This is a genomic window from Streptomyces sp. NBC_01166 (assembly GCF_045039765.1).
Taxonomy (GTDB): domain Bacteria; phylum Actinomycetota; class Actinomycetes; order Streptomycetales; family Streptomycetaceae; genus Streptomyces.
Genome location: NZ_CP108613.1, coordinates 4458051 through 4484337, shown reverse-complemented (window position 1 = coordinate 4484337; position 26287 = coordinate 4458051). Strand labels below are relative to the sequence as shown.

Genomic DNA, 26287 nt, shown 5'->3' with positions numbered 1-26287 from the left:
AGCTGCTGACGTGCCGGTACCCAGGCGTTCGGTGATACGGCGGCCTCGCCGGGAGGCCTCTGACACGCCTGTGCCCGGCGCCTCCGTGGAGGGCCGGGCACGGGGGCGAACGGTTCTCAGGCCCCTTCGGCGGCCTTACGGGCGATGTCCGTGCGGTGCTGGGAGCCGATGAGCCGGATGCGGCCGAGGGCCGTGTAGGCGCGTTCACGGGCCTGCGTGAGGTCCTTGCCGGTCGCCGTCACGGAGAGCACGCGCCCTCCGGCGCTGACGACCGCATCACCGTCCTGCCGCGTACCGGCGTGCAGGACGAACGCGTGCGGCGCATCCTTCTCCACGACGTCCGCGAGACCCTCGATCGGATCCCCGGTCCGGGGCGTCCCCGGATAGTTGCGCGAGGCGATGACCACCGTGACCGCGGCGTCGTCGTGCCACTTCAGGGCGGGCACGACGTCGAGGGTGCCGTTGGCGGAACCGAGCAGGACACCGGCCAGCGGGGTCTTCAGCCGGGCCAGGACCACCTGGGTCTCCGGGTCGCCGAAGCGGGCGTTGAACTCGATGACCCGTACGCCGCGCGAGGTGATCGCGAGGCCCGCGTACAGCAGCCCGGAGAAGGGCGTACCGCGGCGGCGGAGCTCGTCGACGGTCGGCTGCAGAACGGTCTGCATGACCTCGTCGACCAGCTTCGGGTCGGCCCACGGGAGCGGGGAGTACGCGCCCATGCCGCCGGTGTTCGGGCCCTCGTCGCCGTCCAGGGCGCGCTTGAAGTCCTGGGCCGGCTGGAGCGGGAGCACCGTGGTGCCGTCGGTGATCGCGAAGAGGCTGACCTCGGGGCCGTCGAGGAACTCCTCGATGACCACGCGGTCGCAGGCCAGGGCGTGGGCCCGCGCGGCTTCGACGTCGTCCGTGACGACGACGCCCTTGCCGGCCGCGAGACCGTCGTCCTTCACGACGTACGGAGCACCGAAGGCGTCCAGGGCCTCGTCGATCTCGGCGGGGGTGGTGCAGACGTAGCTGCGGGCGGTCGGGACGTTGGCCCCGGCCATGACGTCCTTGGCGAACGCCTTGGAGCCCTCCAGCCGGGCAGCCTCGCCCGAGGGGCCGAAGCAGGGGATGCCGGCCGCGCGCACGGCGTCGGCGACACCGGCGACAAGCGGTGCCTCCGGGCCGACGACCACCAGCTCGGCACCCAGCTCGGTCGCGAGACGCGCGACGGCGTCGCCGTCGAGTGCGTCGACCGGGTGCAGTTCGGCCACCTCTGCGATTCCGGCGTTGCCGGGGGCGCAGTACAGAGCGGTGACATCGGGGTCGAGGGAGAGAGAGCGGCACAGGGCGTGTTCGCGGGCGCCGCCGCCGATGACGAGGACCTTCACGGGGTGCAGCCTAACCGCCGGGGACCGGCCGCCTCGACGGGCGCCGCTCCGTGGGACGGACCGGAGGCCGGTCCGTGGGGTGCGTGCCGTGGGGTGCAGGGTGCGGGCCGTGGGGGTGCGGGCCGTGGGGCCCGCTACTCGTTGGTGAACTCCTCGACGACCGTGGCGCCCAGTTCGCGGACGATCAGGTCGTGTCCGGAGAGCGCGGAGTCGACCAGGTCGGGGTCGTCCGCCTCGGCGGTGTCGTCCTCGGGCGCGACCGACCGCGGCGGCTCGGGGGCCCCACGGTCGTACGAGGACTGCTCGGGGCGACCGTGCTGCTGCGCCGGGGGCTGTTGGGCGGGCGGCGGTGCCTGCTGGACGGGTGCGGCCGGCCGGGACTCGTACGCCGGAGCCGGCGGCCCGGGCGGGGGCTGATACGGGGCTGCCGGAGGCCGGCCGCCACCGCCGCCGCCACCACCGCTCTGCGCGGGCTGGCCGCCGCCGCCCGACGGGTCGACGACCGCGTCGACCTTCCACTTGGCGTTGAACTGCTCGGCGAGAGCCTGCTTGAGCACCTCTTCGCTGCCGCTGCTCGAGAAGGTGTCGCGGGCGCCGGCGTTGAGGAAGCCGATCTGCAGGGTGGCGCCGTCGAAGCCGGTGACCTGGGCGTTCTGGCTGAGCAGGATCCAGGTGAAACGGCGGCGGTTCTTCACGGCCTCCAGGATGTCCGGCCACATGTTCCGCACCTGGGCGGCGCCCTGCGCCATGTCCTGACCGCCGCCGGGCGCGGGCGCCGGGGCCGACGGGGCCTGGGGCGGGGCGGCGGGTGCCCGGGCGGGCGCCGGGGCCTGCGGTACACCGCTTCCGGGCGTGGAGGCGGTCGGCCAGCCGCCGGGACGGCGCGCCGCTTCGGCACTGCCGCTGCTGCCGGCTCCGGCCGCCGCGGGCCAGGCGCCGGGGCGCTGACCGGCGGGCGCGGGGGCCGGGGGCTGCTGGGCCGGGGCCTGCTGAGCCGGGGCCTGGTGGACCGGAGGCCCTTCCTGCGGTGCCATTGGAGGAGCGGCGGGTTCGGCGGCCGCGGGAGCGGCCCGGGGGACGTCGGCGGGGGCAACGCCCGGCGCCTCACCCCGGGCGGCCGCACGGGCTGCGGCGGGACCGCCTCCCGCGGGCATCCCGACACCGGCCCCATGGGCCTCGGGCCCCGGCACGTACCCCATGGCGGGGCCCGGCCCGGCGGCGGCGAAGGACGCGCCGCGCTCCAGCTTGTCCAGCCGCGCCTGGAGCGAACGCTCGTCGTCGAAGGCGGCGGGGAGCAGCACCCGGGCACAGATCAGCTCCACCTGGAGCCGGGGCGAGGTCGCCCCGCGCATCTCGGTGAGCCCTTCGTTGACCAGGTCGGCGGCGCGGCTCAGCTCCGCGGCGCCGAAGACGGACGCCTGGGCCTGCATCCGCTCCACCACATCGGCGGGGGCGTCGATGAGCCCCTTCTCCCCGGCATCCGGCACGGCGGCCAGGATCACCAGGTCACGCAGCCGCTCCAGCAGGTCCGCGACGAAGCGCCGGGGGTCGTTCCCGCCCTCGATCACCTGGTCCACGACCTCGAAGGCCGCCGCCCCGTCGCCCGCCGCGAAGGCGTCCACGATCGAGTCCAGCAGGGACCCGTCCGTATAGCCGAGGAGCGAGGTCGCCATGGCGTATGTCACACCGTCGTCGGCGGCGGACGCCAGCAGCTGGTCCATGACGGACATCGAGTCACGCACGGATCCCGCGCCGGCCCGCACCACGAGCGGCAGCACACCGTCCTCGACGGAGCTGTTCTCCTTGGCGCACACCTCCGCGAGATAGCCGCGCAGCGTCCCGGGCGGCACAAGCCGGAAGGGGTAGTGGTGCGTACGCGACCGGATCGTGCCGATGACCTTCTCGGGCTCGGTGGTCGCGAAGATGAACTTGAGGTGCTCCGGCGGCTCCTCGACCACCTTCAGCAGGGCGTTGAACCCTGCCGGGGTGACCATGTGCGCCTCGTCGATGATGTAGATCTTGTACCGACTCGAGGCGGGCCCGAAGAACGCCTTTTCCCGCAGGTCACGGGCGTCGTCCACACCACCGTGCGATGCGGCGTCGATCTCGATGACGTCGATCGAACCCGGCCCGTTGCGCGCGAGGTCCTGGCAGGACTGACACTCCCCGCAGGGAGTCGGCGTAGGTCCCTGCTCGCAGTTCAGACAGCGGGCCAGGATGCGCGCACTGGTCGTCTTTCCACAGCCGCGCGGCCCGCTGAACAGATACGCGTGATTGACCCGGTTGTTCCTCAGGGCCTGCTGCAACGGGTCAGTGACATGCTCCTGACCGATGACCTCGGCGAAGGACTCGGGGCGATAGCGGCGGTACAGCGCAAGGGACGACACACATACGAGGTTATCGGGGCGGACCGACAACCGGCCCCGCCCCGGACCGGGCGCCCGGCGGGACACCACACCCCGGACACGCAAGGGCCCCCCACGCACCCGCCAGAGCCAACCTACCCTTGCTGCCTTCCGGCCCTGGGGGAGTTCAGTCAGATAGCGCCACGTGAGGGGCTGACGCCCACCTTAACCGATCCCAGCCCCCTGCCGTCCACCCGCCCGGCCTCCCGGGTCGGCCTCGGGAGCTCTCCGGAACGATCTCCGCGGAAGATGTTCGCGAGCACCCTCCAACGTCTTGTATTGTTTGCGGCGGAGGATTCGCCTAGTGGCCTAGGGCGCACGCTTGGAAAGCGTGTTGGGGGCAACCCCTCACGAGTTCGAATCTCGTATCCTCCGCCATTGCTCTCACCGGGCAATACGTTGAAGGGCCCCACCGTTCGCGGTGGGGCCCTTCGACGTTCGTAGTCTCATCTGCAGTCTCAACGAGACTCTTCGGAGCCCTCCGTGCCGCTGTCGTCAGCGTCGTTGGCCACTTCCCAGATGAGCCCTCCGACCCGCTGCGCGACGTCGGCGAGGATGCCGCCCGTCACGTGCTGGTACCGGGCCGCCATCGCCGTGGATGACCAGCCCATGATCTGCATCACGACCCGCTCGGGTACACCGAGGATGAGCAGAACCGTCGCCGCGGTGTGCCGGGCGTCGTGCAGGCGCCCGTCCCGAACCTTCGCATCTGTCAGCAGCCGCTTCCAGGCGTCGTAGTCCGTGCTCGGTACCAGCGGCTCGCCTACGGGAGAGGTGAAGACGAACCCGGACTCTCGCCAGTCCTCCCCCGCGATCGCCCGTTCGCGCGCCTGCTCTCTGCGGTGGAGCTCCAGCAGCCGCACCAGTTCGTCAGGGACACCGATGACGCGTCGGCCGGCGCGCGACTTCGTGCTTGCCGTGTCCTCGTTCTTCCTGACCCGCTTCTTGCAGTACCCCGGCTTCGTGCCGCAGTCGCCGCCGCACCCGTGGAGGTACTTCGGCCTCAGCCTGTTCTTCCTGACGCGCAGGACTCCGCTGCTCGTATCGAGGTCTGCCCACCGGAGCCCGAGCGCTTCCCCCTGCCGGAGTCCCAGAGCGAGCGCGATGGACCAGCGAGCGCTGTTCCGGAGCTTGGCGGCCTCCGAGAGCAGGCGCTGCACCTCTTCGATGTCGTACGGCTCCACCTCCTCTTCCTCGATCCTCGGCGGGACCGCGAGGGTGGCGACGTTCCGTGTGACGTGGCCGCGGCGCATCGCGTGATTCAACGCGGTACGGATCGTCCGGTGCGCCTGGTGCGCGGTGGCGGGCTTGCTGTCGTTGGCCAGCATTCGGCTGTAGAAGCGTTCCAGGTGTTCGGGCTCCAGCTTGTCCAGCCGGTGAGCCCCGACGCCCGGCACGAGGTGAACCCGCACGGCCACCTCGTAACCGGCGTACGTGTTCTCCCGCACCGAGGGCTTGGCGATCTCTTCCACCCAGTGCAGCAGCCACGCCTTGACGGTCCACGCACGTCCGGGCTTCCGTACCTTGCCTTCGTCCCGTTGCTTCTCCAGCGCGCGGACCTTCTTGATCACCTCCCCTTCGCTGACCTTGCTCATGACGTGTCGCCGGTCCGGCTTGCCGTCGTCACGGATGCCGACGGTCACTCGTCCGTGCCAGTAGCCGTCGCTGCCGAGATAGATGGATGACGCCCCGTCCGGGCGCTTGGGCCTCTTGGCCATTGCTGCTCCTTACGCCGCGGCGTGGTTGATGCTGGTCTGCATGTGCTGGTTCAGGTAGTCGATGAGCGCCTGAACGGGGACTCGCCGACTACGGCCGAACGGAACCGTCTGGATAGCTCCGTCACGGATCAGGCCGTACATCGTGGTCCTGCCGATGCTCAGGCGGCGTGCGGCTTCCTCGACCGTCACGGCGAGGAGGGTGAGATCGAGGTCCTGCGGGTTCTCGTCGTTCTTCAGCAATTCGAGCCGGGACATGGCACTCCTCAGTGCGGTCACGCGAGCTGGTGTGTGTGGAGTCCGCATTGCTGTGTGTCGCGACTCAAGCGACTCAGAGGCCATTCCGGGGCGGCGTGAGTCGCTTGAGTCGCGACACGGGCTATCGCGGATCGGGCGGCGTGAGGGTGATGCCGGTGTACGTGGGCACCTGCCGGCCGTACGCGTCGCGGGGGCGGGCCCGGTGCAGCTGCGGGACGACGGAGAGCAGATTCCGTCCGAACATCTGCTTGGTCCCGACGGCCCGTACACCGTTGTCCTCGGCCCACTCGCGCCAGACCGCCCATAGGGTGTCGACCGGAACCTCACAGGCGGCGCCGACGGTGCAGCGCTCCCGAATGAACGCGCTTGTCGGCGAGGCGGTGTCCTGCATCGTGATGACCGCTTCCTGTGAGGAAGGCGGGTCCGTGATCCGGCCAATGCGCTGGAGGCGTGCCAGCCCTTCCAGAGCCCAGTTGAGAATCCCGGGCATCTCGGCGGCTAGCTTGTCGGTGAGGGCCGTGTCTTCCTTGCCGAGCCAGGACACGGTCATGTTGAGCACGATGAACCGGCGGGCGATGACCCCGGAGGAGTCCCCGAAGCTCGGCAGCTCGTTGGTGAGGATCATCAGCCGCGTGGGCAGCTTGCCGGTCCACGGGTCGCGGAATTTGCGATCGATGTCGATCGTGTCCTCACCGGAGATGGTGAGCAGCCGTTCGACGACCTGCCCGCCGTCCTTGCCGGACAGACGGGCGTCGGAGATGACGGCGAGCGGCTTGCCGAGCAGCGTGGACAGACCAAAGTTGCTGCCGAGACCGGCGAGCGTCGGCCCGGCGAGATTCTCGCGTCCGACCAGTTCCTTGAGGACCCGGGCGATGGTGCCTTTACCCGAGCGGGAGGGCCCCTTGATGAGCAGGATCTTCTGTTGGTCGGTGCGGCCGGAGAGAACGTAGCCGAACCATTCCTGCAGCGCGTCCAGGGCGGCTTGGTCGTCGGGCCAGATCTGCCGCAGGAAGCGTTCCCACGTCGGCGCCGTGGCGGCGGGGTCGTAGTGGAACGGGACGGAGACGAGGTTGAAGAAGCCGGGTGTGTGCGGCAGCAGGGCCCGGTCCCGGATGCAAAGCAAGCCGTTCTCACAGGCCACGATCGGACTGCCGTCCTTGCCCGCGGCGTCCTGCTCGACCCACGAGGGAGCGTCGGTGTCGGTGGGCAGGAGCGTGATGGCTCCCAGGGCATCGAGCAGGTTGCTGATCTTCTGCTTCGTGGGCGACCAGTCGCGGATCTCGGGCTGGCCGTCCTTACCCGGGACGCTGTAGGTGGCGTACTCCAGCCGCTTGTAGAGCGAGGACCGCATCTGCTGATCGTCCAACTCACGCCAGCAGGTACCGGTCCAGCGCATCCACGATCCGCGCCAGCGACGGCACACAAGCCGCTGGTTCTCGTTCTGCCAGCTCGGGAGCAGACGGCGCGCCACGGCCATCGGATTGGACGGCACGGGCAGTTCCTCCCGGCCGGTCATGCCGCACTCACCTCCAGCCCGCCGCCCCGGACGAATCCGGACCGGATCGCGGTGCGGCACTCTCCGGCAGGCAGGCCGATCGACTGCCCGGCACTCATCAGTTCGCTGCTGACGGCGGCCTCGGTGAGGTCACCACTCCGGATCATCCGGGCAAGGGCGTAGGCCGCGAAGTACACGGCACGATTACGACCGCCCTCGCGGGCGGACAGCACCTTTTCGAGCTCCCCGCGCAGAGCAGCGGTGCTGTAGGCGGTGGCGTTGCGCATCCGGGCCGACAGCTCAGACAGCGGCATGGGGGCCGGTGCGGGCTTGGGGGTGAGCAGGTCACTGAGCCACGCAGGGAGGGGGGCCGGAGACGCGTCGTGAATGATCTCGTACGACGCTCCACCTACGGTGCTGCCGGCGCCCACCACGTACCCGCCCCAGGCCCGGGTGTCGACCTTCCAGCCCAGGACATCGGCCGTACTGCGTAGCTGCTTTCCGGCAGGCGCGGTGAAGTACAGGTGCTGGCCGCCACGGCGGGTGCGCACCGTGTACGTCTCGGTCGGCAGCCGTTCCCCGGCGCGCTCACAGAGCATGGCGAACACGTGCAGACCGTCCGCTGCTCCCGCCCAGGCGGTGGGTGGGGTGTCGGTGTCGTCCTTGGGCAGGTCGAGGTCCAGGACCACGAGGTTCGCGGGCCCGGTGGCGATGCCGACGTTGTAGGGGACCGTCTGCCAGCACGTGGCGATGTTCCCGGGGTCGGTGGTGGCGCGCTGCTCAGGGGTGCGGTGGCCACTCGCGCAGCGGCCGGTGCCGGGGCAGTGGCGTTCAGGGTGCCCTGCGGGCCGCTTGTCGTCCGGCCGGAGGGGGAAGACGTGCCAGCCTCGCTCAGCAGCAGCCAGGGCGGCGCTCAGCAGCGCTGGGGCAGGGGTTGGTGTCATGCTGGGGGTTCTCCTGTTTCCGCGAAGGGACAAGGGAACCGGGGCGGTCGCGGTCTTTGGCGAGAGGCGACCGCCCCGGGCATAGCTACTGCTCGTCGGCCCACAGGGCGTACTGCTGGCGGACGTAGTGGCGCGGGTCGCAGATGGCGTCCGGGTCGTCCAGGTCCATCAGCCGCGACGCGGCGAGTTCGGCCGCTGCGATGGCGTCCCCGCCGTGGCCCGCGGCTTCTTCGGACAGCGCGATGCGGTCCAGGAGCGCGGCCTTGCGAAGCCAGAACTCCCGGCCCATCTGGGTGCCGAACGGCTTGCCGGTGGCGGCCTGAGCGGTCCATCCGATCTCACGGACCATGCTCGGGGCAGTGGCGTATGCCGTGTCCGGGGTGGGCCACTGTCCGGTGCCGGTGCTCATGTCAGTACTCCTTGGTGGTGTCGGTGGCGGGGAGCTCGGGCAGACCGGAGTCCGTGAGTGCCTGCGGGTTGAAGCCGGACAGGGCAGCGCGGGTGATGAGTGCGGTGGCGAGCTGTTCGGCGTAGGCCGCGCCGGAGCGGGCGACCTCGATCTGTGCACCGGCCCGCAGAGCCTCTACGCGTTCGACGTGACTGTGTTCCTCGCGGCGGGTCGTGGTCTGCCGTTCGTAGCCGACGGTGTCGCGGCGGTCGGTGCGCCAGTAGCGGGCCGCGATGCCGTACGCCGCGGTGGTGGCCACGGCCCACAGCAGTAGAGGGAGGGGAAGGCCGTCGGCGTATCCGGCGACGCCTGCGAGGGCGAGTCCTCCGGAGGTGGCGAACGCGGTTCCGGCGATGACGGAGTCCCCAGCGCGTCCGGCCGAAGCGAAGGCGCCGGCCGTTGCTGCTCCGGTGGCGAGGACGACCATCAGGGCGGCGTTGCCTGCGGAGTGTTCTGCGCCGTTGGCGTTCCAGATCCGGCCCAGGATCAGCACGGTGGATGTGGCGATGGCGGGGGCCACCTTGGGGGCTGTGAGCGCGGCCCAGTGGCGTTGGATGAGGGGCTCGTTCATGACGGTGCCTCCTACAGGTCGGGGATGGCGTCGATGACGGCGGTGGTGAGTTCGTTGATCGGGCCGGATGCGCCGGTGGAGGCGAGGAAGAACCCGAACATGACGGCGATGAACGCGGCGCCCCAGCCGAGGGTGTTGGAGCGCAGGAGGAAGAACAGGACGAGTCCGAAGAGCAGGACGAGGGAGACGGTGACGGCCACGACGGGAACTCCTTGGAAGCTGATGGGGAGTGCTGGGTAGGGTGCGGGGCCCCGGGTGCTCGCAAGTTCGGGGCTTGGATCGGCGGTCACGCTGGCGAGCGCCTGACATGGTCGGGATCGCCTCAGGGCGGGTGACCGCCGGTCCCCTGCGTGGTTAGCGGGTGCCGTCGCGGTGGAGGCGGGCGGCGACGTTGTAGAGGTGGCGGCCGATGCGGATGCGTTTGCCGGTGGCCTTGCAGCGGCGGCAGTCCTTGCCGCGCTTGGCACGGCCCTTGCGGTCGGTCTTCGTCGCGAAGCCCCAGCCGCGGCACTTGCGGCAGTCTCCGAACGGCGAGACTGCACACAGACCGCTGTAACTGAGGGTGATGAGCAGGAGGAGTGCGCTAGCGAGCAGGGCAGGGGTCATGAAGGGCCTCCCGGGCCTGTTTCGGGGGTTTGCGCAGGTGGGGCGCTAGAGGCTAGTGCGCTGATCAAGCGGTAGATGTGCCGCTAGCGGTGCCGCTAGACCTAGCGGAGTGTGCTGCTAGGTCTAGCGGCGAACCGGGCTAGCTCGCGTCCCGGTTTCCGTCACGCTCCGCAATCACGCTGAGGATGTGGGAGCGCTCGATACCGCGCCGGTTGGCGCCCTTCCCGGCTTCGGTCTTGCCCCAGACCTGGCCGGTGCTGACGCCGTGCGGCTTGAGGGCTGCGGCCAGCTGCTCGGGCTCCCAGCCGCCGTAGACGTCCGGCCGGAGTTCGGCCAGGCGTGCCACGACGACTTCGGACCACAGCTTCGGCTCTTCGGCCGGCACCACCGCGAGGATGTCCGCGAGGAGATCGAACCCGGACGACTCCCGGTCCTCGAACGACTCTCCGGCCGCATGTCCGGTGAGGGTTCCGGCTGCTTCGCGCAGGCGGCGGGCCCGCAGCCCGATCACCTCAGCGGTGGGCGCATCGACGTAGACGGAGGAGACGATCCGGGCGTCGGAGCCTTCGCCGACGAAGTAGTGGATGCCCTTGTCCTTCCAGCTGAACATCGTGGCCCTAATCCCCCGCTTGTAGGAGGAGGTGCCGAGGACCATGTCGTTCTCCAGCTGGCCCATGACCTTCAGGCACCACCGGGCCGACGCGTTCGCGCTGATGCCGGTGGGCAGGGCCTTTGCGTCCGGGCGCTGGGTGGCGAGCAGGAGCACGATGCCGGTGGCGGGGCCGCGTTTGACGAGGTCGGTGCAGATCTCTTCGAACTCGGCTCCGTGCTTGGGGTGCTCGAACCAGACCTGGCATTCGTCCACCCCGATGACGATCGGGTGCAGCCCGAGCTTGGGCTTGTTCGCCAGCTCGGATGTCACCTTCGACTCAGGGCAGATATCCCGCGGCAGGGACCGGATCACCTTGGCCCGGCGCCGCAGCTCGGTGCGCAGTTCCCGCAGGTCAGCCAGGGCGTATTCAATGTCCTCGTCATCGTCTCCGGCCCGGTGGCGGTGCGAGACCCGCTCACCCACGGGGTCGAGGTCGCCGGTGCCCTTGAGGTCGTAGGTGTGGAGTTCGGCTCGGTTGTCGAGGGCGGCGATGAGCAGGAGCAGGCGGAGCAGGAACGTCTTGCCCATGCGGGGGATCGCTCCGATGACCCCGGCGATGTACATCAGGGTGATGTCCACCCAGCGGCCGCGCTGGTCCGTGCCGAAGGAGACGGGCTTGAACAGGTCGACGGATCCGCCCTTGATCAGCGGCCATGCGGGCTTCGTGGCCGTGGACATGTCCTGATCACCGACCCAGAGCACGAGGCGCCCGGTGTGTTCGTCCGGGACCGCTTCGGGCCACACACACCCGAGCGGGCGGCGCAGGCCGGATGCCAGCTTGTCGCGGCGCTCGATGACGTCGGTGACCGTCACGCCGTAGGGGAGGTCCCCTTCGGCACGCCATCCGGGGCCGTCGCGGGTGATGGGGGCGGTGAAGGTGAACCCGTCCCGGCCCTTGCTCTGCACCTGGTTGATCGCGGTGATGCCCAGCGCTCCGAGGGCCCGGAGCACGATGTCACTGGTGAGCTTGGGTGCCTTGGTCATCTCCACGGCGCGGGTGATGACCGGTGCATCGGCCTGAGTGCCGGCCGACCCGAGCGCGAGCAGGAGAGCCCCGACCGAGAGGGCTTGGAGCCAGCCGGGGGCAAGGATGTAGATGGCGAGCGCGAAACCGAGCCCGACGAACATGCCCAGCACCGCAACGAGGGTGCGGAGTCGGACACGGCCGTCACGCTGCCGGGAGAGCTTGAGGTACTCGGCTGCGTCCTCGCGCCGGACGGAAGCGAGGCGGACCGGCTCCCCTTCCCGGTCGGACACCCACCGCATCGTCCCGCCCATGAACTTCGCCGCCCCGACGGGGGCTTGGAAGGTGAGGCGGGCGGCGTAGTACGGGGAGCGCAGTGCGTGGTACCCGGCCAGGTGGCCGTAGTGGCCTGCGGCCCACCGGGTCGCGGTCCGCAGCTCGGTGGTGGAGCGCAGCCACGCGGGGACGATCGCCCGGCGCTTGGCGCCGATGATCCGGCCCATGAACCCGGGCCCGACTTCCGCCGGACCGTCGACCATCACCGGCGTGGTCAGATCGCCCAACCCGTCACCCGACCGCGCGTGAGCCGAGTCGGGCGACCGGTCGGCGTGCGGGTCGGCCGACTCGGTCCGGGCCGACCGGGCCTTGTCGAGGTCGACTACTTCCCCACCCGAGTCGGGTGCGGTGGGGGTGTTCATGTCGGCTTCGAGTCGGTTGAAGAGTTCGCTTTCGTCGTCGTGATTCACTGACTGTCCTTCCTGGACAAGGGAGTGGACACGGGCCCGGCCGACGCTGTGAGAGGTGAGCGGTCGGGCCCGTGGTTCGAGGATCGCGTCCGTGAGAGGGCTCAACGCTCACAGTTCTGTGAGCGTGATCCTTTGTGGATTTCAGGCGGCGCGCTGTTCGTCGAGGTAGGCGCAGGAGGGACACATGCCGAGCGACGTCGGGAGGCAGTACCCGGCATCCACGCGGCACTTCGGGCAGGTCCGGCGGGCGAGCATCGCCTTGGCGAGCGCCATCTCACGGCCCGGGGTCATCGGCCGTACGGGCTTGGCCCTGTCGATGCGGTAGAGGTAGGCGACGGTCATACCGGCTTTGCGGCGGCGCGAGCGGCGCATGATCTGCGCGGCCACCTCCTGCCCACCGGGCCGCAGCCCGCGGGCACGCAGCTGGCGGCGGGTGGCGTATCCGTCGGGGGCGTATTTCCACGGGAAAGTCGGTATCCCGTGCATCGCCCCGGTGGGGTCGTAGCACTTGCCGAACGTGGGGGACATCAGGCTGCGTCCCGCGGTCCTGCAAGCGCGGTGCCGCGTCGGCCGGCACGACGGCCGGACCACGTGGCGAGCAGCCTGCCGAGCCCCGCCCGGCGAACACCGGCCCGGCCCTGCTTTGCCGCGTACATCGCCTCATCCGCCCGCCGCAGCAGACCAGAGAGATCCTCACCGGGGTGGTCTGCAGCCCGGACCCAGCCGAGCGACACCGTGGTGTGCACCGCCCGATCCAGACCGTCTGCGGGGCGTGCAAGCACGCCGTGCAGGACCGCGAGGAGGTCTGAGACGGTGGCGTGGTCGTCGATGAAGACGGCAGCGAACTCATCGCCCCCGAGCCGTCCGGCGACACCGGCCCGGCCGACGCAGTGGGCCAGCCGGTCCGCGGTTGCCCGCAGCAGGGCATCCCCCGCTGCGTGGCCGTAGTTGTCGTTGATCTGCTTGAAGCGGTCAACATCCGCGAGGACCACCACCGCCCGCGGATCCCTGAGCAGAGTGGAGGCACGGCGGGTGAAGCCGTCCCGTGTGTGCAGCCCGGTGAGCGGGTCCCTACGAGCGCTACGCAGGGAACGGCGCAGCCACAGCGAGTGGACCGCCCATCCAGCCGCGATCGGCCCACCAACAGCGAGGGCGGATAACAGGGCGTTCATGCCGCCACCGCCCCGTCCGTGTCGTCACCGTCGTTGTCCTGCTCGGTGTCCACGGAGTGCAGCGGGAGAGCGGATCGCTCGGCCTTGAGAGTGTCGCGCAACGTACGGGCGGTCGCCGCAGAGACGCGCACCGCCATGCGGATGCCGTCCGCGGTAAGGGCCGCGTCCGGCCACGCCGTGGTGACCTCCCTGGCCTCGGCCAGGGTTTCGTCCGACGTCCGCCGCGGCTTCGGCTTCGGCTTGACGTTGCGGCGAGCAGGCTTTGCAGGCACCCTCAGCTCCGCTTTGGGTTCCTCGCTGCGTTCCTGCTCCGGGGCCGTTACCGAGTCCTTGGCAGGCGTTTCCTGCTCAGTGGCGGGGTTGAGCTCGCCGAGCTTGAGCAGGACACGTTCCCTGCGGGGCGTCTGCGAGCGCCACCGACGGCCGTGCCGCTCGCGCAGCTCGGCACGGGCGAGCAGACGTTCCCGCTCGCGGGCCAACGCATCGGCGTAGGAGGTGACCTCCCACAGCGTCATCCGGCGCCACAGGGCGAACGTGGAGGGGAAGGCGAGCAGCCACCGGGAGGCGCGGATCTTGTCCATGCGGCGGCCGGTGACGGCGCCGATGCGGGAGGCGTAGATGTGGGCGCCGATCTCGGAGAACACCACCCACAGCAGCGGCATCGTTCCGTGCGCGACCTTGGCCCACAGGCCGTGTCCGACGGAGATGTTCAGTCCGCAGGTCACCAGGGTCAGGATCCAGGGGACGAAGCGGACCCAGGCCAGCGCCATGTCCATCCGGATCAGCAGCAGGTTCGCCACGGAGAACACCGGGATGGACACGTCCATGCCGACCGGGACCATCCACGCTTCGCTGAACCCCCACCGGGCCGCCGCAGCCGAGACCGCGTCGAACGAGGAGATCAGCCCCAGCGCACCGACACCGGCTGCGGCAAGCGCACCGACACCGGCCAATCCCAGTTCCGGACGGGTCAGCGGCGGAACCGCCGGCCGAACCACGTCGTGCGTTGTGGTCGTCATGCCGCCGCACCGCCCAGGTACTGCCGTCGGCCGGCCGCCCGGCGGGTGGGGAGGAGCTCGACATTGAAGAGCTCCGGGGCGTGAGCCTCGATCGCCTCGGCGGCGGCCTGGCTCACGCGGTCGGGCAGGTCGGGGTTGTCGGCGAGGATGCCGCGGGCCGCGTCCAGACGGGCCGCCCGCTCCATCTCGCTTTCACCCTCCACACCCAGCCAGAGATCCAGCGGGGTACCGAGGGCCAGTTCTACGAAGTCAGTGTCCGAGACGACCTGGTGGCCGCCGATGTACATGCGCATGAGAACTCCAGGACTACGAAGGGATCGGGAACCGGGGCGGTCGCGGTCTTTTGGCGAGAGGCGACCACCCCGGGTACAGCGGGATCAGACGGTGGCGATGATCAGCGAAGCGATCAGCCTCCGAGCGGAGGGCCACAGGGCTTCACCTGTCAGCCGATGCCACGACCAGCAGGTCCCGAGCCCGGGAAATCGGGTGCGTCATCGTCGCTGCTCTGACGCCAGCAGGGCGGCGTGCGTACGGGTGGCACCCAGGTGTTCTCAGGTGTTCTCAGGTGTTCTCCAGAGCCGTTGCACAGAAGGTCGGTGCCGCCGGGTGACATCACCCGGTCACCACAGGGACGAGGACTTCCACCCCGTCATTCGTTCTTGGCACGCTGTTCAGTTCTCAAGGAACGAGCGCTTCCTTCGAACCCGTTCCACGGGGCTCTCCGGGCGCAGGTGGAGCCATTCACTGCGATCACCTCGCGAGGTGATGCAGTACCTCTATTACAGGTATTGCATCGATTGCCGTCAAGCTCATCGGCGGAACCTCTGGGCTTTGCGCCGGAACTTCTTGGCGCACCATCAGCATCAGTGCAGGCCAGGGGCGTTGGTTACCCCTCCCGTAGACACCTTGGGTCGATCTGACTACCGTCGAGAAGTCCCAAGACGTCCCACCGGGGGTAGAGATGACCAACGAGCGCTTACGTTCGGCCCTGCTCGCTCAGGGCATGACCGTCCGCGACCTGGCCGAAGCCATCGACGTGAACGCCAAGACGGTGGAGCGCTGGATCACACAGGGGAAGGTGCCGTACCGGCGGCATCAGTACGCGACGGCCTCTGTGCTCGCCGTGGACGTCACGACGTTGTGGGACGACGGCAGGGCTGTCGACAGCGCTACCGACCTGAGCAAGGCGGAGATCGTCACGGTCTACCCGCACCGCCACATGGTCCCGAACGGACTATGGCGGGAGCTGTACACACGGGCCCGCAGCCACCTTGATGTGCTGGTCTACTCCGGACTCTGGCTCTCGGAGGACCCTCTCTTCCACGGCCTACTGAAAGCCAAGGTTGAGGGCAACGCGCAGGTGCGGATCATGCTGGGAGACCCCGGCTGCGACGCTGTTCGGCAGCGCGGCATAGACGAGGGGCACCGCATCATGGACGGCAAGATCCGCAATGCCCTGGTGAACTACCAGCCGCTCCTCACGAGCCACCCAGATATCGGCTTCCGGCTCCATGACGCCACGCTCTACAACTCACTCTTCCGATCCGACGACGAGATGCTCGTGAACACGCACGTCTACGGAATCGGCGCCTACATGGCCCCCGTCCTGCACCTGCGCCGACTGCCTGGCGGCGGCCTCTTCGACACCTACGCCCGTAGCATCGAACAGACCTGGGGTAGCGCACGCCCGGTCACCGACGACGACATGGTGGGAGCCTGAAACATGGGACGCATTGACTACCTCCACGCCCCGGACGCCCCGCCGGCCAACTCGGTGGTGCCCTCCGTCGTGGCGTTCGTGCAGAACGACGAAGGTGCAGTCCTGCTCATCCAGCGTTCGGATAACGGGCGTTGGGCGCTCCCCGGTGGCGGCCACGACGTGGGCGAGTCCATCAGCGACACCGTGGTGCGAGAGGTCTGGGAAGAGACCGGCATCAATGCCGAAGTCATAGGCATTTCCGGGATCTACACCGACCCCGGGCACGTGATGCTCTACGACGACGGAGAGGCACGGCAGCAGTTCAGCATCTGCTTCCGCGCTCGCCCCGTCGGTGGTGACCTCCGAACGAGCGACGAAACAACTCAGGTCCGCTGGGTTCCCCCAACGGACCTGTCCGCGTACGACATCCACCCGACCATGCGGCTACGTATCGAGCACGCCATGGACAAGACGCGGCCGGCGCCCTACATCGGCTGACGCTTGACCTCTGCGAGCCGCAGCACGACCCGCGCAGTACAGGCAAGGATCTCCGGTTCGGCACGACGGATGAACGTACCGATGAGGCTGTCAGGCCCATATCGGCCGGTGATCTCGTTCACCCGGTCCACGGGGTTCGTCGAGGTCCCGTCTGGGGTCGTGTTCATGTCGCAGTAGCAGAGCGCGTCGGCAAGGTCTGGGTGCTCGCGCGGGAACTCGGCTTCCAGCTCGTCGCGCATCCCGCGAGCCTCGGCTTCCATCCACGCGCAGGAGTGGTGAGCAACCAGGCGCACGATGCGCTCGTCCGCATGCGCGACGTCCCGGAGGTACCGGGCGCCGTCGAGCGGGTGAAACCCGGTCTTGGCCAGGTCCGGCGTGTACCCGATGTCATGCAGGACGGCCGCGGCCTCCAGCAGCTCGGCATCGTCCCCGAGGATCGGGGCCAGGGTTCGGGCCCGCTCGGCCACACCCTGGCAATGAGCCCACCGACGCGGCAACGGCTCGGCAAGCAGCTTCTCGGCGAGGGGGTAGGCCCACGCGGTCAATCCCGTGGTCATCAAGACTCCGGAGACTCCGTTCGCTTCGGCAGCGCCCGGACTGTGCGCTGCTTGCCTTGCCGGGCCTCAGACAGCAAGCCGGCAGCTTCAAGCTTGTCGAGAGCCTTACTCACGGTTGGTCGCGAGACCGCGAACCGGGAGCTGAGCTCTGCAGTACTGGGGAAGGCTGCCCCCACCACAAGGTGGTCATCCGTAATGACGTCCGCCAAGCGCTCAACCAAGGGACGGCGGTGAAGATCTCGGCCAGGCCGAACGACCCTCCACCGCCCACCAGGCACCGGCGCTGCAATCCCTTCCTTCTGGAGGACTGCGAAGACTCGTAGGGCAACGCCGCGAGACACTCCGTGGTCTCGCATCACTTCCGTAGCCGACGGTAGCTCAAGCATTTCATCATCGGCCTGAATCTGCGCCTTAACTACATTCGCAATTTTCAGGAAGGTGCCCCGCGGGTTGGTCTTCTGAGCCACACTCTGTTCCCATCTTTTCGTGGCACTTAGGTGAGACCTACCGCTCGTCCGCAACAGCCGCACTGTGCCCCTTAGCGACACAGGCGGCCAGCAAAATGAGAGAGCCCACCCAGCTTACGCATTACCTTGTAATTACTTCCACCCCGTCTCCGAGAGATGCGACGGGTGAGGAAAATTCAACTTTGTCATAAAAGGAGATCCGAACACCGGACTTCCCAGCGAAGGCAGAAAGATCCACTACTCCACCGGCACCCGGTGCCATATGGATTTGCACCGAGTCGACCCCTTCAATCTTCGCAAATTGATCAAGTTGCTCTGTCGAGACCCCCCACGCTCGAACCTTCAGATCAGATAGGCCACTTAGCTCCTGCGTGTTCAAGAAAGTTTCAACATGCAGCATCTGCACCAGCAGCAAAGAGCGAACATTCTTGAATTGGGAAAAATCAACCTCTTCGCAGAAAGTGAACAGGGCGCGCTCCAGATTGGGGAATTGCCCCTTCCGCGCGAAACCCAGGACGGAGCCAGCCGAGCCAATCTGGAGACGCCGAAGGCCGGCCATCTCTGGGAAATCAGAGAAATCAAGTCGAGCTCTACGACTAAGATGCAGAGTGAGCGCTCGCAGGTGCACCAGTGCAGAAAGTGTTTCGAAGTACCTAACCTCCGAGTCCGCAAAAAATCCAAGAGCCAGACTCTTCAACGCAGGCAAACCAGAAACAGCCTCCAGCAGGGCTGCAGAGGGGTCCCATAGGGCTAGGCTTTCGAGTGAAGGGCAACCGTCTACCCACTCGATACTATCAACGGAACAGCGGAGTTGAAGATTTTCGAGACTAGGGAAATACTTTAGGGTAGGCACTAGCTGCTCGTGATCGATGATTAGTTCTTTAGAGGCAAACGGTGATTTGCTCATTACCCGCTCGGCGTACTCACTTACATCGAACTGTGTCCAAGCTCGAGATAGCTCAGAGTATACAGCCTTGCGATTATCCGCTCCGTAGCCAGCCAAAATATCCAAAGCAGTTTCACCACCGACTAGGCTAGCGGCACGGACGGTAGATGCGGCTTGAGGGGCAAGTAGACGACGCCCGGAACGAGGCAACAAGGGAAGTACGGATTCGCCTACGGCAGCCAACTCCTTCGCTTCCGATACCTTGGAAGGAGGGATTAGCTGTGCCGCATGATGCCTCACCAGGTCATAGGTTTTCCGGTCAACTTGATCAGCGTTCTCCAGACACGCCGCAGCCAGCAGATGCAATCTTGCGGTATTGTCGGGCTCCTCATTTCCACGATCAATCAGACGGTTAAGGATGCTGCTGCATTCTTCAGGACGGGCGTGACCAACTGCCATTGTCACGACCTCATGCCATTGGTCCAGATGGGCGTTCTTGACCAAGGCCCCAATATCGTTCAAGGAGACAATGGTTGCTGCAGCCAGATATTCCTGAAAGGTCCGATGAATAAAATCGACCCGCCCTTCAATCGGTTGCCTCAGCACGCCGCTCCGCACCATCAGGTACTTGAACACATCGGGAGCACTTGACCCGACTGTGGGCATGGACTCCAAGGCCAGGCTCACTTGGTTCAGAGCATATTCGTTAGTTGTGTCCGTTAGTTGGTTTCGAAGAAGCCAATAGGAAAAGTGGCCGAGAATTTGCCGCTTTTGCTTCAAAGTCAAATTGGGCGCACCCGTATGAGTAATACGCCTCTCAATATCTCGCCGAACGAGTAGCATCTCCAGAGCAGCCGCATATAGCTCCATTCGCCCTTGGGGCAACTGCATACGCCGATCGCGGCTAAGGGTGCAGAGAAGAGCGCAAAGCAGGGGATTAGACGCCAGCTTACGCAATTGCCGCTGGCCGCGAATTGCGTCTACTAGTTCGCTTTCGTATTTTGCTAGCTCTTCGGCTTCCTCGTCGGGTGTGTCCTCCGTCAGACAAGACCTCGCAGCATCATGCCAATGGTGCACAAAATTGGCAATATCCAAGCCTCCCATCGGCAACAGGTCGACCGAAATGAACTTGTCCTGCGTCAGCCATTTCTCTTCAGCTGCAGCGGGACGAGAAGTCACGATGTAGCGAGCCAGCGGGTATGTATCAAGAAGGCCTTCAAGCCACTCTTTTGCCTCTTGTCGACGGCTTTCTGGCAGTTCATCGACACCGTCAACTAGGACAAAGGCGCGCCCGCTGCGCAGGACTCGATTTACCCAACCACTGGGCATCTCACCGACGATGTGCTTTCCAACCTCGTTGAGGAACTCATGCGCGGCTGGAAGCTCTCGATCGGCGAATCGACGGAGCGGCAAAAGAAATGGGACATAGCCGTTGAAACTACGCAGCTCGCCATCAAAAGAACGGCGCGCGGAGTTGACGGATAGCCAATGGAGCAGTGTGGTTTTTCCGGATCCGGCATCCCCCCGAAGGAGTATTCTGTCGTAACTGGAGATAGCACTTTCAGAACGAAGCCCGCCACCCACCTCACCCGACATAGGCACCACTGCGGCGTCAGGCCATTTATCGCCAACTGGAACTTCGAGGTCCATGAAGTTCTTCTCGAAGTTTTTTGTGTTCACGTCTCCAGCTTCTGATACGGACAGGCTGATGTACGCCGTACTTAGAGGGTAGGGACGCTGCTCAGGTTGAGATAGAGTCACTCCAAACAACTCAAGTTGATCTAGCCTCTTAACTACGACCTCTGAATATTTCTCCTCGAACCGTACCTCCTCAGCACTGGCGTCATCGATCACGGCTCGGCGCACGCTCTGCAATTCCTTTGCGGCCGCAGTTAGCCGCTTCAGTTGCTCGACGTTTGATCGAGCCAAAAAGGAAGGCCACGTCGTGATGAAATTAAGAATTTGCGCCGACACTTCTTGCACAACCGTGTTGTAGAAATGGCAACCGGAATCGCTTAGGGAGAGCCTAGCAAGCTCGGCGCGCGATTCATCTATCACCTTCTGGCCGTACACTCGCGGATCAAAATCTGCTTCGAATACATCGGCAGTAGTCGCGGCAAATGACTTGCTGGCCGCCTCCAATGCAGAGTTAATCTCCGGGGCGTCTAGGTCTGCATACTCGTGCCCTAGCAGGGGTTCAACAACACTACGCACATGCTTAGTGAATGCCTTGATGTCTTTATCGGAGATTTCCACCGTTGGTAGAAATTTGTTTCTGAAACGCCCTGTAGACCCATCCTGCACAATCAGGGCTCCAGTTTTGGGGGCCAAGGCAGACTGCATAGCGACGGAAGCTGCAGAACGCAGCGCCCCGGCTGCCACCTTGTACGCGAGTTGCTCCCAACCGACCATGTCTGCCCCCAGTTACCTTGAGTGATCCGTCGCACCGTCATCTTAGAAGCTCTACGCCGCCTACGCGGCCCATGCACGAAACTGCTGCTCGACCTATGGAAGGGCAGCACTGACTGCTAGGGGCACTGGACGGGCACTCACCACTTGGGCGCACACCAGTGCCGGCCGTCGCGCCGGTCGGCCGACAGTGAGCACAGCGAGGTGGGAACTCGCACCTATGCGGAGTGTCGGATCCTCTACGGGACGGGTGTGCTGCGGTACTACGGCTGATGTCTCGGTGCCTCAGTAGTCGCATCGACAGTCTCATCCGCAGCCGTTCACAGCAGTTCAGCCCACCCGCGAGCAGCCGAGTGGCACGGCCTGCGGACGATCGTGAACCCGGGCGAACTACCCCCTGCAGAGTTGGAAAGCGTGTTGGGGGCAACCCCTCACGAGTTCGAATCTCGTATCCTCCGCCATTGCTCTCACCGGGCAATACGTCGAAGGCCCCCGCAGCTCGCTGCGGGGGCCTTCGGCGTTCGTAGTCTCACCGGCCTACGCCACAGTTCGGAGGTCCTCACTGCGGGGCCTCCGATGTTCCGCGGTGGTCGCGGCTGCTGGGGTTTCTACGCGTCGGAGAGCAGCGGGTCATAGGGGGTCGAACGCCGGCGGCCTGACATGAAGGACAGGAAGTCCCGCACGAACGCGCTTCGGGAGTAACGCCCGTCGGCGTCCACGACGGTTCGCCCGAAGCCTCTCCTGAACAGGGCCCGGTACTCGTCGGCGTCGACGAACTGCTCGCCGTCCGCGTCCGTGACGTCGAAGAGGACCTCGGCGACCCTGATCAGTGCCGGGCCTGCCAGGGACGGGACCGCGGCGACGTACTCCTCCTCGCTCACCCGTCCGTCCCCGTCACTGTCCAGAGCCGACTGGAGCTCCCTCCACCACGCGGCGAACGCGTCGTACAGGCGGGTCTCCTCCGGCTCGTCCAGGTCGAGACGGGAGCAGAGCTCCCGTGCCATGGCTGCGAGGTCGGGCCAGTCCAGACAGCCGTCCCCGGTCTGGTCCAGAACCTCGGTGAAGAATTCGCGGGCCCCCCGCCGGTTGTCGTCCCCGCCCGGACCGTCCGGGGCACCCGGCTGTGCCGGAACCGGCGTGATCAGCCGGAACAGCGCGCCGGCCCGTTTCGTCCGGGCGCGCAGCGTGGTGAGCTTCTCGGCCCAGGGGCCGTCGCTGTCGGGCGACAGGTTGAGCAGGCTGACGACGTTCTCCGTCTGGACCCAGTTGTCGGGCAGGGCGCGGGCCAGCCGGGCGGCCATGTAGGCGCTCTGCATGAGGGTCTGCGCGCCCGGGACCTCCGGCAGCCCCGCCCGACGGCGGAAGACCTCGGGGAGGGACGCCACCGTGATGGTGCCGATGACCGGCCCCGCCAGCGCACGACCGGTCGCCCAGAGCGTGGGCAGCCCCGCGAACAGCGGCGGGGCCGGCAGATGCTCGAAGAGCCTGTAGAGGATGGTGCGCAGCGCCTCCGTGTTCTGCAGTTCCTCCGCGACCATGCGGTCGTAGTACTGCCAGAACTCGGGCAAGGTGGGCGGGAGGTGGCCCGCCTGGTCCCCCAAGGCGGCCAGGAAAGACTGGAATTCGGCGTAGAGCCGTTCCATGGTGATCTGGTCCAACGGCTGTCCGCTCAGCCGGCACATGGTGACGGAGCTCTCGAAGAGCGTCGCGACCACCCACGCCCGCACCTCGGGGTCCATCGCGTCGTAAGGCTGGTTCCTGGCGTCCGTACCGCTCAGGCGTGCGTGCATGCGGTTGAGCCGTGCCGCCTCCCTCTGCCTGGTGTGTTCGTCGGCTCCGAACATGCGCTGCAGGCTCACGAGGGTGTTGCGCAGCCGTCGCCACGGGTGCACCACGAAGGAGGAGTTGTCGGCCAGTGCCGCGCCGATCTGCGGGTGGGCGGCTTCGAGCACCGTGGCTCTGACGACGGCCAGTGCCCAGCGGGGATCGTTGAAGAAGCGGTGGAACTGCGCCCCGGGGCCGAACAGGGATTCGGCCGGTGCTTCTGCGGCCTCCCGTCCGGGGTCTTCGTACGGGTCCCCGGCACCCGGCCCGGTCCCCGTGAAGCGGCTGCTGTCCGTGTCCTTCACCTTTGAGGTCCTCCATTCGCTTGCGGTGCCACGCCGCCGAAGCGGCGGTCGCGGCGCCGGTATTCGTGCAGGCACTCCAGAAGGTGCGGCGCACGGAAGTCGGGCCAGAGCACGGGAGGGAAGATCCACTCGGCGTAGGCCACCTGCCAGAGCATGAAGTTGGAGATGCGCTGTTCGCCGGAGGTACGGATGACGAGGTCCACGTCAGGCGTGTCGGGGACCGGCAGATGCGCGGCGAAGCGGGCCTGGTCGACAGCATCGGCGGGCACTCCGGCGCGGATGAGTGACCGCGCCGCGGCGACGATGTCCTGGCGCCCTCCGTGGTCGAACGCCACGGTCAGCGTCATGCCCCGGTTGCCCTCGGTGAGGGTCATGAGGTCGGCGAAGTCCTGGGCCAGAGGGGCGGGAATCCTCGGATCCTCAGCCCCCAGCAGTCGGCACCGGATGCCACGTGCGTGCAGCAGCAGCGCGTGTTTGCGCACCACGCGGCGTACCAGGCGCATGAGGAAGTCGATCTCCTCGCCCGGACGCCGCCAGTTCTCGGTGGAGAAGGCGTACAGGCTGAGCCATTCCACCCCGGCCGACCGCGCCGCCTCGATGACGTCGATCACCGTGGCCTCGGCCGCCCTGTGCCCGGACGTGCGCGGCAGGGAGCGTTGCTGCGCCCACCGGCCGTTCCCGTCCATCACGCACGCGACATGACGGGGCACCGGGCGCCGCGACCCATCGCCGGACGGGCTGCGTGGCTGTACCAGGACAGCCGGTACGGCGGAGCCCTCCGGCTGTGTGGCGCCGCCGGTGGCCGGCTCCCTCGTCGCGCACGACCGGCCGGATGACCCTGCTCCCATGGATGCCATCGAAGCGCCCCCCTCGACTCGCGGCTGCAGGCTTCGCCGGGGCCGCGCCCCGGCTGCGGAGGCCACGACCAGTGGTCGGCGCACCCCCGCTGCTCCTCGCCTCCAGCAGAGTGCCGGTGCCGGCTCTCACGGCGTGCGGTGATGCCCGCAGGTTCACCCGTAGCACGCCAGTCGGAGGGCTCCGGCACATGGGCGCGCAGCGTTGAACCCTCACGCGGGCCCGCTCCCCCAGCCGGTCGGTCGCCCGCAGGACGTGGGAAGCCGTGACACACCGGTGGTCTCTGCGATGACTTTCACCGGCCCGTGCAGTCTCATTACTGACACCAGGCTCAAGAGGAGAACGCATGGAACAACTGCTGAAAGTCCAGAACTTCACCGTCTCCAGCGACGGTTTCGCCGCCGGTGAGCATCAAAGCCTCGAAAGACCGTTCGGTGACGCCGATCCCGGTGCCCTGATGTCCTGGGCCGGCGCCACGGCGAGCTGGCCCAATCGCACCGACCCCGGGGGGAGCCGGGGTATCGACGACTACTTCGCGCGGGACTTCGCACACAACATCGGCGCGGAGATCATGGGGCGCAACAAGTTCGGGCCGGAGCGCGGGCCCTGGGAGAACGAGGAGTGGCGTGGCTGGTGGGGTGACGAGCCCCCGTTCCACACCCCGGTGTTCGTCATGACCCACCACAAGCGGCCCTCGTTCACCCTCTCCGACACCACGTTCCACTTCGTCGGCGGCGACCCCGCCCACGTCCTCGAACAGGCGCGGGAGGCGGCGCGGGGCAAGGACGTCCGGCTCGGCGGCGGGGCCACCACCGTCCGGCAGTTCCTCGATGCCGGGCTCGTCGACACCTTGCATGTGGTGGTCGCCCCGGTGAAGATCGGTGCCGGGGTACGCCTCTGGGAGTCACCCGACGAGCTGGTCGACCGGTACCACCTGGAGGTCGTGCCCAGCCCGAGCGGCGTGACTCACCACATCTTCTGGCGCAGGTGACACCAGGGCATCCCTCTGGGCGGCGGTGCCGCACGGCAACTGCCGTGCGGCAGAGGGAGGTCCGGTCGGACGGTGTCTCGCCGCGCCGGAGAGCGGGCCCCGGTGACTGGCACCTACAACCATCGGTCCCAGCCATGAGTCTGGTCCCGTAGCGGGCCGGTCGTGCGCCTCGTACGGCCCCCCCGGGGATGCCTTCTCACCGCAAAGGAAAGCTCACTGATGCTTGCACGGCACCTCATCCGCACGGCGGCCGTCTCGTTGGCTCTGGCCTCCACCCTGCTCACCGCAGGCGGAGCCGGCGCGGCCGAGGTATCCGGCTGGGAGGTGTCCCTCTCCGGGGACAGCCCCGCCGGATCCCTGATGTCCGTGTCCTCCGTCGACGACGATCTCGCGTGGGCCGTCGGCCGGAAGGGCGGCCACGGCGTGATCATGCGCTGGGACGGCGAGCGGTGGAGCGAGGACACCGCTCCGGGGCTGCCCGACGTCTGGCAGTGGTCGTCGGTCAGTGCCGTGTCCGCCGACGACGTCTGGGCCTACGGGACACTGGTCAGGGACCAGGTGCTCGTCCATTACGACGGCGAACGCTGGAGCCGCGTCGCCACCACCGGCCCCTCCGACGACTCCTGGCCCGAGGTGCCGATCGATGCCGTCCCCGGCCGGCTCTTCAAGGGCGGCAACGCGCTCTACACCTACTCCGGCGGTACGTGGACGACCTTCGCGCTGCCCCGGCTCGTCGACATCAGGGACATCGACGCGATCTCGGCGGACGACGCCTACGCCACGGGCATGCAGTACCCGGTGAACGGCGGCCACCCGGTGACGTACCACTGGGACGGCGACACCTGGACGCTGATGGATGAGCCGCCCGTACCCGCCGGTACGGACACCGCCAAGATCGCGGCCGTGTCACCGGACAGCGTCTACGTCGCCGGACGGGCCACCGGACCCGACGCCGACCCGCCCGTGCCGAGCGTCACGCACTGGAACGGCACCGCCTGGGAGGACGTCACGGGTGCACTCGCCGACTTCGATCTCGAGGCGATCGCGCCCGACGGCCGCGGCGGGCTGTGGGTGACCGGGAACGACCAGGCCGAACCCGCCCACTCGGAGCCGGTCTTCTGGCACTTCGACGGCACGTCCTGGACCAAGGAAGCCGGCGCACCGGCGCCCGACGGCGACACCCGGTGGCCTTCGTACTCCTTCTACGACCTGGCACCGGCCGGCCGATCCGGCGCATTCTGGGCCGTCGGCGACTACTCCACGCCCATGGACACCCACGGCGACCAGACGGTCAACGGCCTGATCGAGCGGTCCACGGCACCCACCGGCTCGGCATCCACCGTCACGGCATCCACCGGGGCCGTCGCCGGCCGCTGAGCGCACTGAGCACCGCGTCGGGCGCCCCGGTGGTCACCGCCGCCGGGGCGCAGG

The 26287-nt window shown here is 67.6% G+C and carries 24 protein-coding genes, 1 tRNA gene and 1 other RNA gene; 5 read left to right on the top strand and 21 right to left on the bottom strand.

Annotated elements, in window-relative coordinates; genetic code table 11:
* Window positions 1-116 precede the first annotated feature (116 nt).
* From purD to ffs, 3 genes are all read right to left on the bottom strand, one after another.
* The gene (purD, locus tag OG379_RS20560; RefSeq protein WP_405664641.1) at window positions 117-1370 is read right to left on the bottom strand and encodes a phosphoribosylamine--glycine ligase; all 1254 of its coding nucleotides are present in this window, start codon (window positions 1368-1370) and stop codon (window positions 117-119) included.
* A gap of 134 nt (window positions 1371-1504) precedes the next feature.
* Window positions 1505-3757 (bottom strand): DNA polymerase III subunit gamma and tau, encoded by a 2253-nt coding sequence (locus OG379_RS20555; protein ID WP_405664640.1) that lies wholly within the window; start codon window positions 3755-3757, stop codon window positions 1505-1507.
* A gap of 79 nt (window positions 3758-3836) precedes the next feature.
* Window positions 3837-3933, bottom strand: an RNA gene (ffs, locus tag OG379_RS20550) — signal recognition particle sRNA small type.
* Window positions 3934-4065: 132 nt separating this feature from the next.
* On the opposite strand from ffs, the gene OG379_RS20545 reads away from it, so the two are divergent.
* Window positions 4066-4153, top strand: a tRNA-Ser gene (locus OG379_RS20545).
* An 80-nt stretch (window positions 4154-4233) separates the two neighbouring features.
* Here the strand turns inward: OG379_RS20545 and OG379_RS20540 are convergent.
* The 13 genes from OG379_RS20540 to OG379_RS20480 form a co-directional block, all read right to left on the bottom strand.
* On the bottom strand, window positions 4234-5493 hold the full coding sequence (locus OG379_RS20540; RefSeq protein WP_405664639.1) for a tyrosine-type recombinase/integrase: 1260 nt from the start codon (window positions 5491-5493) through the stop codon (window positions 4234-4236).
* 9 nt (window positions 5494-5502) lie between these two features.
* Window positions 5503-5748: a helix-turn-helix domain-containing protein gene (locus OG379_RS20535; RefSeq protein ID WP_405668591.1), complete on the bottom strand. Its 246-nt coding sequence runs from the start codon at window positions 5746-5748 to the stop codon at window positions 5503-5505.
* Between the two features lie 121 nt (window positions 5749-5869).
* Complete coding sequence (locus tag OG379_RS20530) at window positions 5870-7264, bottom strand: phage/plasmid primase, P4 family (protein ID WP_405664638.1); 1395 nt, start codon at window positions 7262-7264, stop codon at window positions 5870-5872.
* On the bottom strand, window positions 7261-8187 hold the full coding sequence (locus OG379_RS20525) for a bifunctional DNA primase/polymerase (RefSeq protein WP_405664637.1): 927 nt from the start codon (window positions 8185-8187) through the stop codon (window positions 7261-7263). The genes OG379_RS20530 and OG379_RS20525 overlap by 4 nt, the downstream gene beginning before the upstream one ends.
* An 85-nt stretch (window positions 8188-8272) precedes the next feature.
* A complete protein-coding gene (locus OG379_RS20520) occupies window positions 8273-8596 on the bottom strand; it encodes a hypothetical protein (RefSeq protein WP_405664636.1) in 324 nt (107 codons plus the stop codon).
* 1 nt (window position 8597) lies between these two features.
* Window positions 8598-9206: a hypothetical protein gene (locus OG379_RS20515; RefSeq protein ID WP_405664635.1), complete on the bottom strand. Its 609-nt coding sequence runs from the start codon at window positions 9204-9206 to the stop codon at window positions 8598-8600.
* 11 nt (window positions 9207-9217) lie between these two features.
* Window positions 9218-9406 (bottom strand): hypothetical protein, encoded by a 189-nt coding sequence (locus OG379_RS20510; protein WP_362450911.1) that lies wholly within the window; start codon window positions 9404-9406, stop codon window positions 9218-9220.
* A gap of 154 nt (window positions 9407-9560) precedes the next feature.
* Entirely contained in the window at window positions 9561-9812 is a 252-nt protein-coding gene (locus tag OG379_RS20505) for a hypothetical protein (protein ID WP_362450908.1), read from the bottom strand.
* Window positions 9813-9951: 139 nt separating this feature from the next.
* Window positions 9952-12174, bottom strand: a complete 2223-nt coding sequence (locus OG379_RS20500; RefSeq protein ID WP_405664634.1) for a cell division protein FtsK — start codon at window positions 12172-12174, stop codon at window positions 9952-9954.
* A 141-nt stretch (window positions 12175-12315) separates the two neighbouring features.
* Complete coding sequence (locus tag OG379_RS20495) at window positions 12316-12702, bottom strand: RRQRL motif-containing zinc-binding protein (protein WP_405664633.1); 387 nt, start codon at window positions 12700-12702, stop codon at window positions 12316-12318.
* Window positions 12702-13346, bottom strand: a complete 645-nt coding sequence (locus OG379_RS20490; RefSeq protein ID WP_405664632.1) for a GGDEF domain-containing protein — start codon at window positions 13344-13346, stop codon at window positions 12702-12704. Before OG379_RS20490 ends, OG379_RS20495 begins: the two co-directional genes overlap by 1 nt.
* Window positions 13343-14365, bottom strand: a complete 1023-nt coding sequence (locus tag OG379_RS20485) for a DUF2637 domain-containing protein (protein ID WP_405664631.1) — start codon at window positions 14363-14365, stop codon at window positions 13343-13345. The genes OG379_RS20490 and OG379_RS20485 overlap by 4 nt, the downstream gene beginning before the upstream one ends.
* Entirely contained in the window at window positions 14362-14658 is a 297-nt protein-coding gene (locus OG379_RS20480) for a hypothetical protein (protein ID WP_405664630.1), read from the bottom strand. The genes OG379_RS20485 and OG379_RS20480 overlap by 4 nt, the downstream gene beginning before the upstream one ends.
* A gap of 668 nt (window positions 14659-15326) precedes the next feature.
* On the opposite strand from OG379_RS20480, the gene OG379_RS20475 reads away from it, so the two are divergent.
* Both OG379_RS20475 and OG379_RS20470 read left to right on the top strand, forming a co-directional pair.
* Window positions 15327-16085, top strand: coding sequence for a helix-turn-helix domain-containing protein (locus OG379_RS20475; protein WP_405664629.1), 759 nt, complete (start codon window positions 15327-15329; stop codon window positions 16083-16085).
* A gap of 3 nt (window positions 16086-16088) precedes the next feature.
* Window positions 16089-16562 (top strand): NUDIX hydrolase, encoded by a 474-nt coding sequence (locus tag OG379_RS20470; protein WP_405664628.1) that lies wholly within the window; start codon window positions 16089-16091, stop codon window positions 16560-16562.
* On the opposite strand, the gene OG379_RS20465 is transcribed toward OG379_RS20470, so the two are convergent.
* The 5 genes from OG379_RS20465 to uppS all read right to left on the bottom strand — a co-directional run bounded on the left by OG379_RS20465 (window position 16550) and on the right by uppS (window position 23858).
* Complete coding sequence (locus tag OG379_RS20465) at window positions 16550-17119, bottom strand: HD domain-containing protein (protein WP_405664627.1); 570 nt, start codon at window positions 17117-17119, stop codon at window positions 16550-16552. The genes OG379_RS20470 and OG379_RS20465 overlap by 13 nt on opposite strands.
* A complete protein-coding gene (locus OG379_RS20460; protein WP_405668589.1) occupies window positions 17119-17475 on the bottom strand; it encodes a GntR family transcriptional regulator in 357 nt (118 codons plus the stop codon). The genes OG379_RS20465 and OG379_RS20460 overlap by 1 nt, the downstream gene beginning before the upstream one ends.
* A gap of 232 nt (window positions 17476-17707) precedes the next feature.
* A complete protein-coding gene (locus OG379_RS20455; RefSeq protein WP_405664626.1) occupies window positions 17708-20728 on the bottom strand; it encodes an NACHT domain-containing protein in 3021 nt (1006 codons plus the stop codon).
* A gap of 761 nt (window positions 20729-21489) precedes the next feature.
* Window positions 21490-22908, bottom strand: a complete 1419-nt coding sequence (locus OG379_RS20450; RefSeq protein ID WP_405668587.1) for an oxygenase MpaB family protein — start codon at window positions 22906-22908, stop codon at window positions 21490-21492.
* Between the two features lie 98 nt (window positions 22909-23006).
* A complete protein-coding gene (gene uppS, locus OG379_RS20445; RefSeq protein WP_405664625.1) occupies window positions 23007-23858 on the bottom strand; it encodes a polyprenyl diphosphate synthase in 852 nt (283 codons plus the stop codon).
* A gap of 353 nt (window positions 23859-24211) precedes the next feature.
* Between uppS and OG379_RS20440 the strand changes: the two genes are divergently transcribed.
* Together OG379_RS20440 and OG379_RS20435 are read left to right on the top strand one after the other, a co-directional pair.
* The gene (locus tag OG379_RS20440; protein WP_393766143.1) at window positions 24212-24856 is read left to right on the top strand and encodes a dihydrofolate reductase family protein; all 645 of its coding nucleotides are present in this window, start codon (window positions 24212-24214) and stop codon (window positions 24854-24856) included.
* Between the two features lie 219 nt (window positions 24857-25075).
* The gene (locus OG379_RS20435) at window positions 25076-26233 is read left to right on the top strand and encodes a hypothetical protein (protein ID WP_405664624.1); all 1158 of its coding nucleotides are present in this window, start codon (window positions 25076-25078) and stop codon (window positions 26231-26233) included.
* Window positions 26234-26287 lie beyond the last annotated feature (54 nt).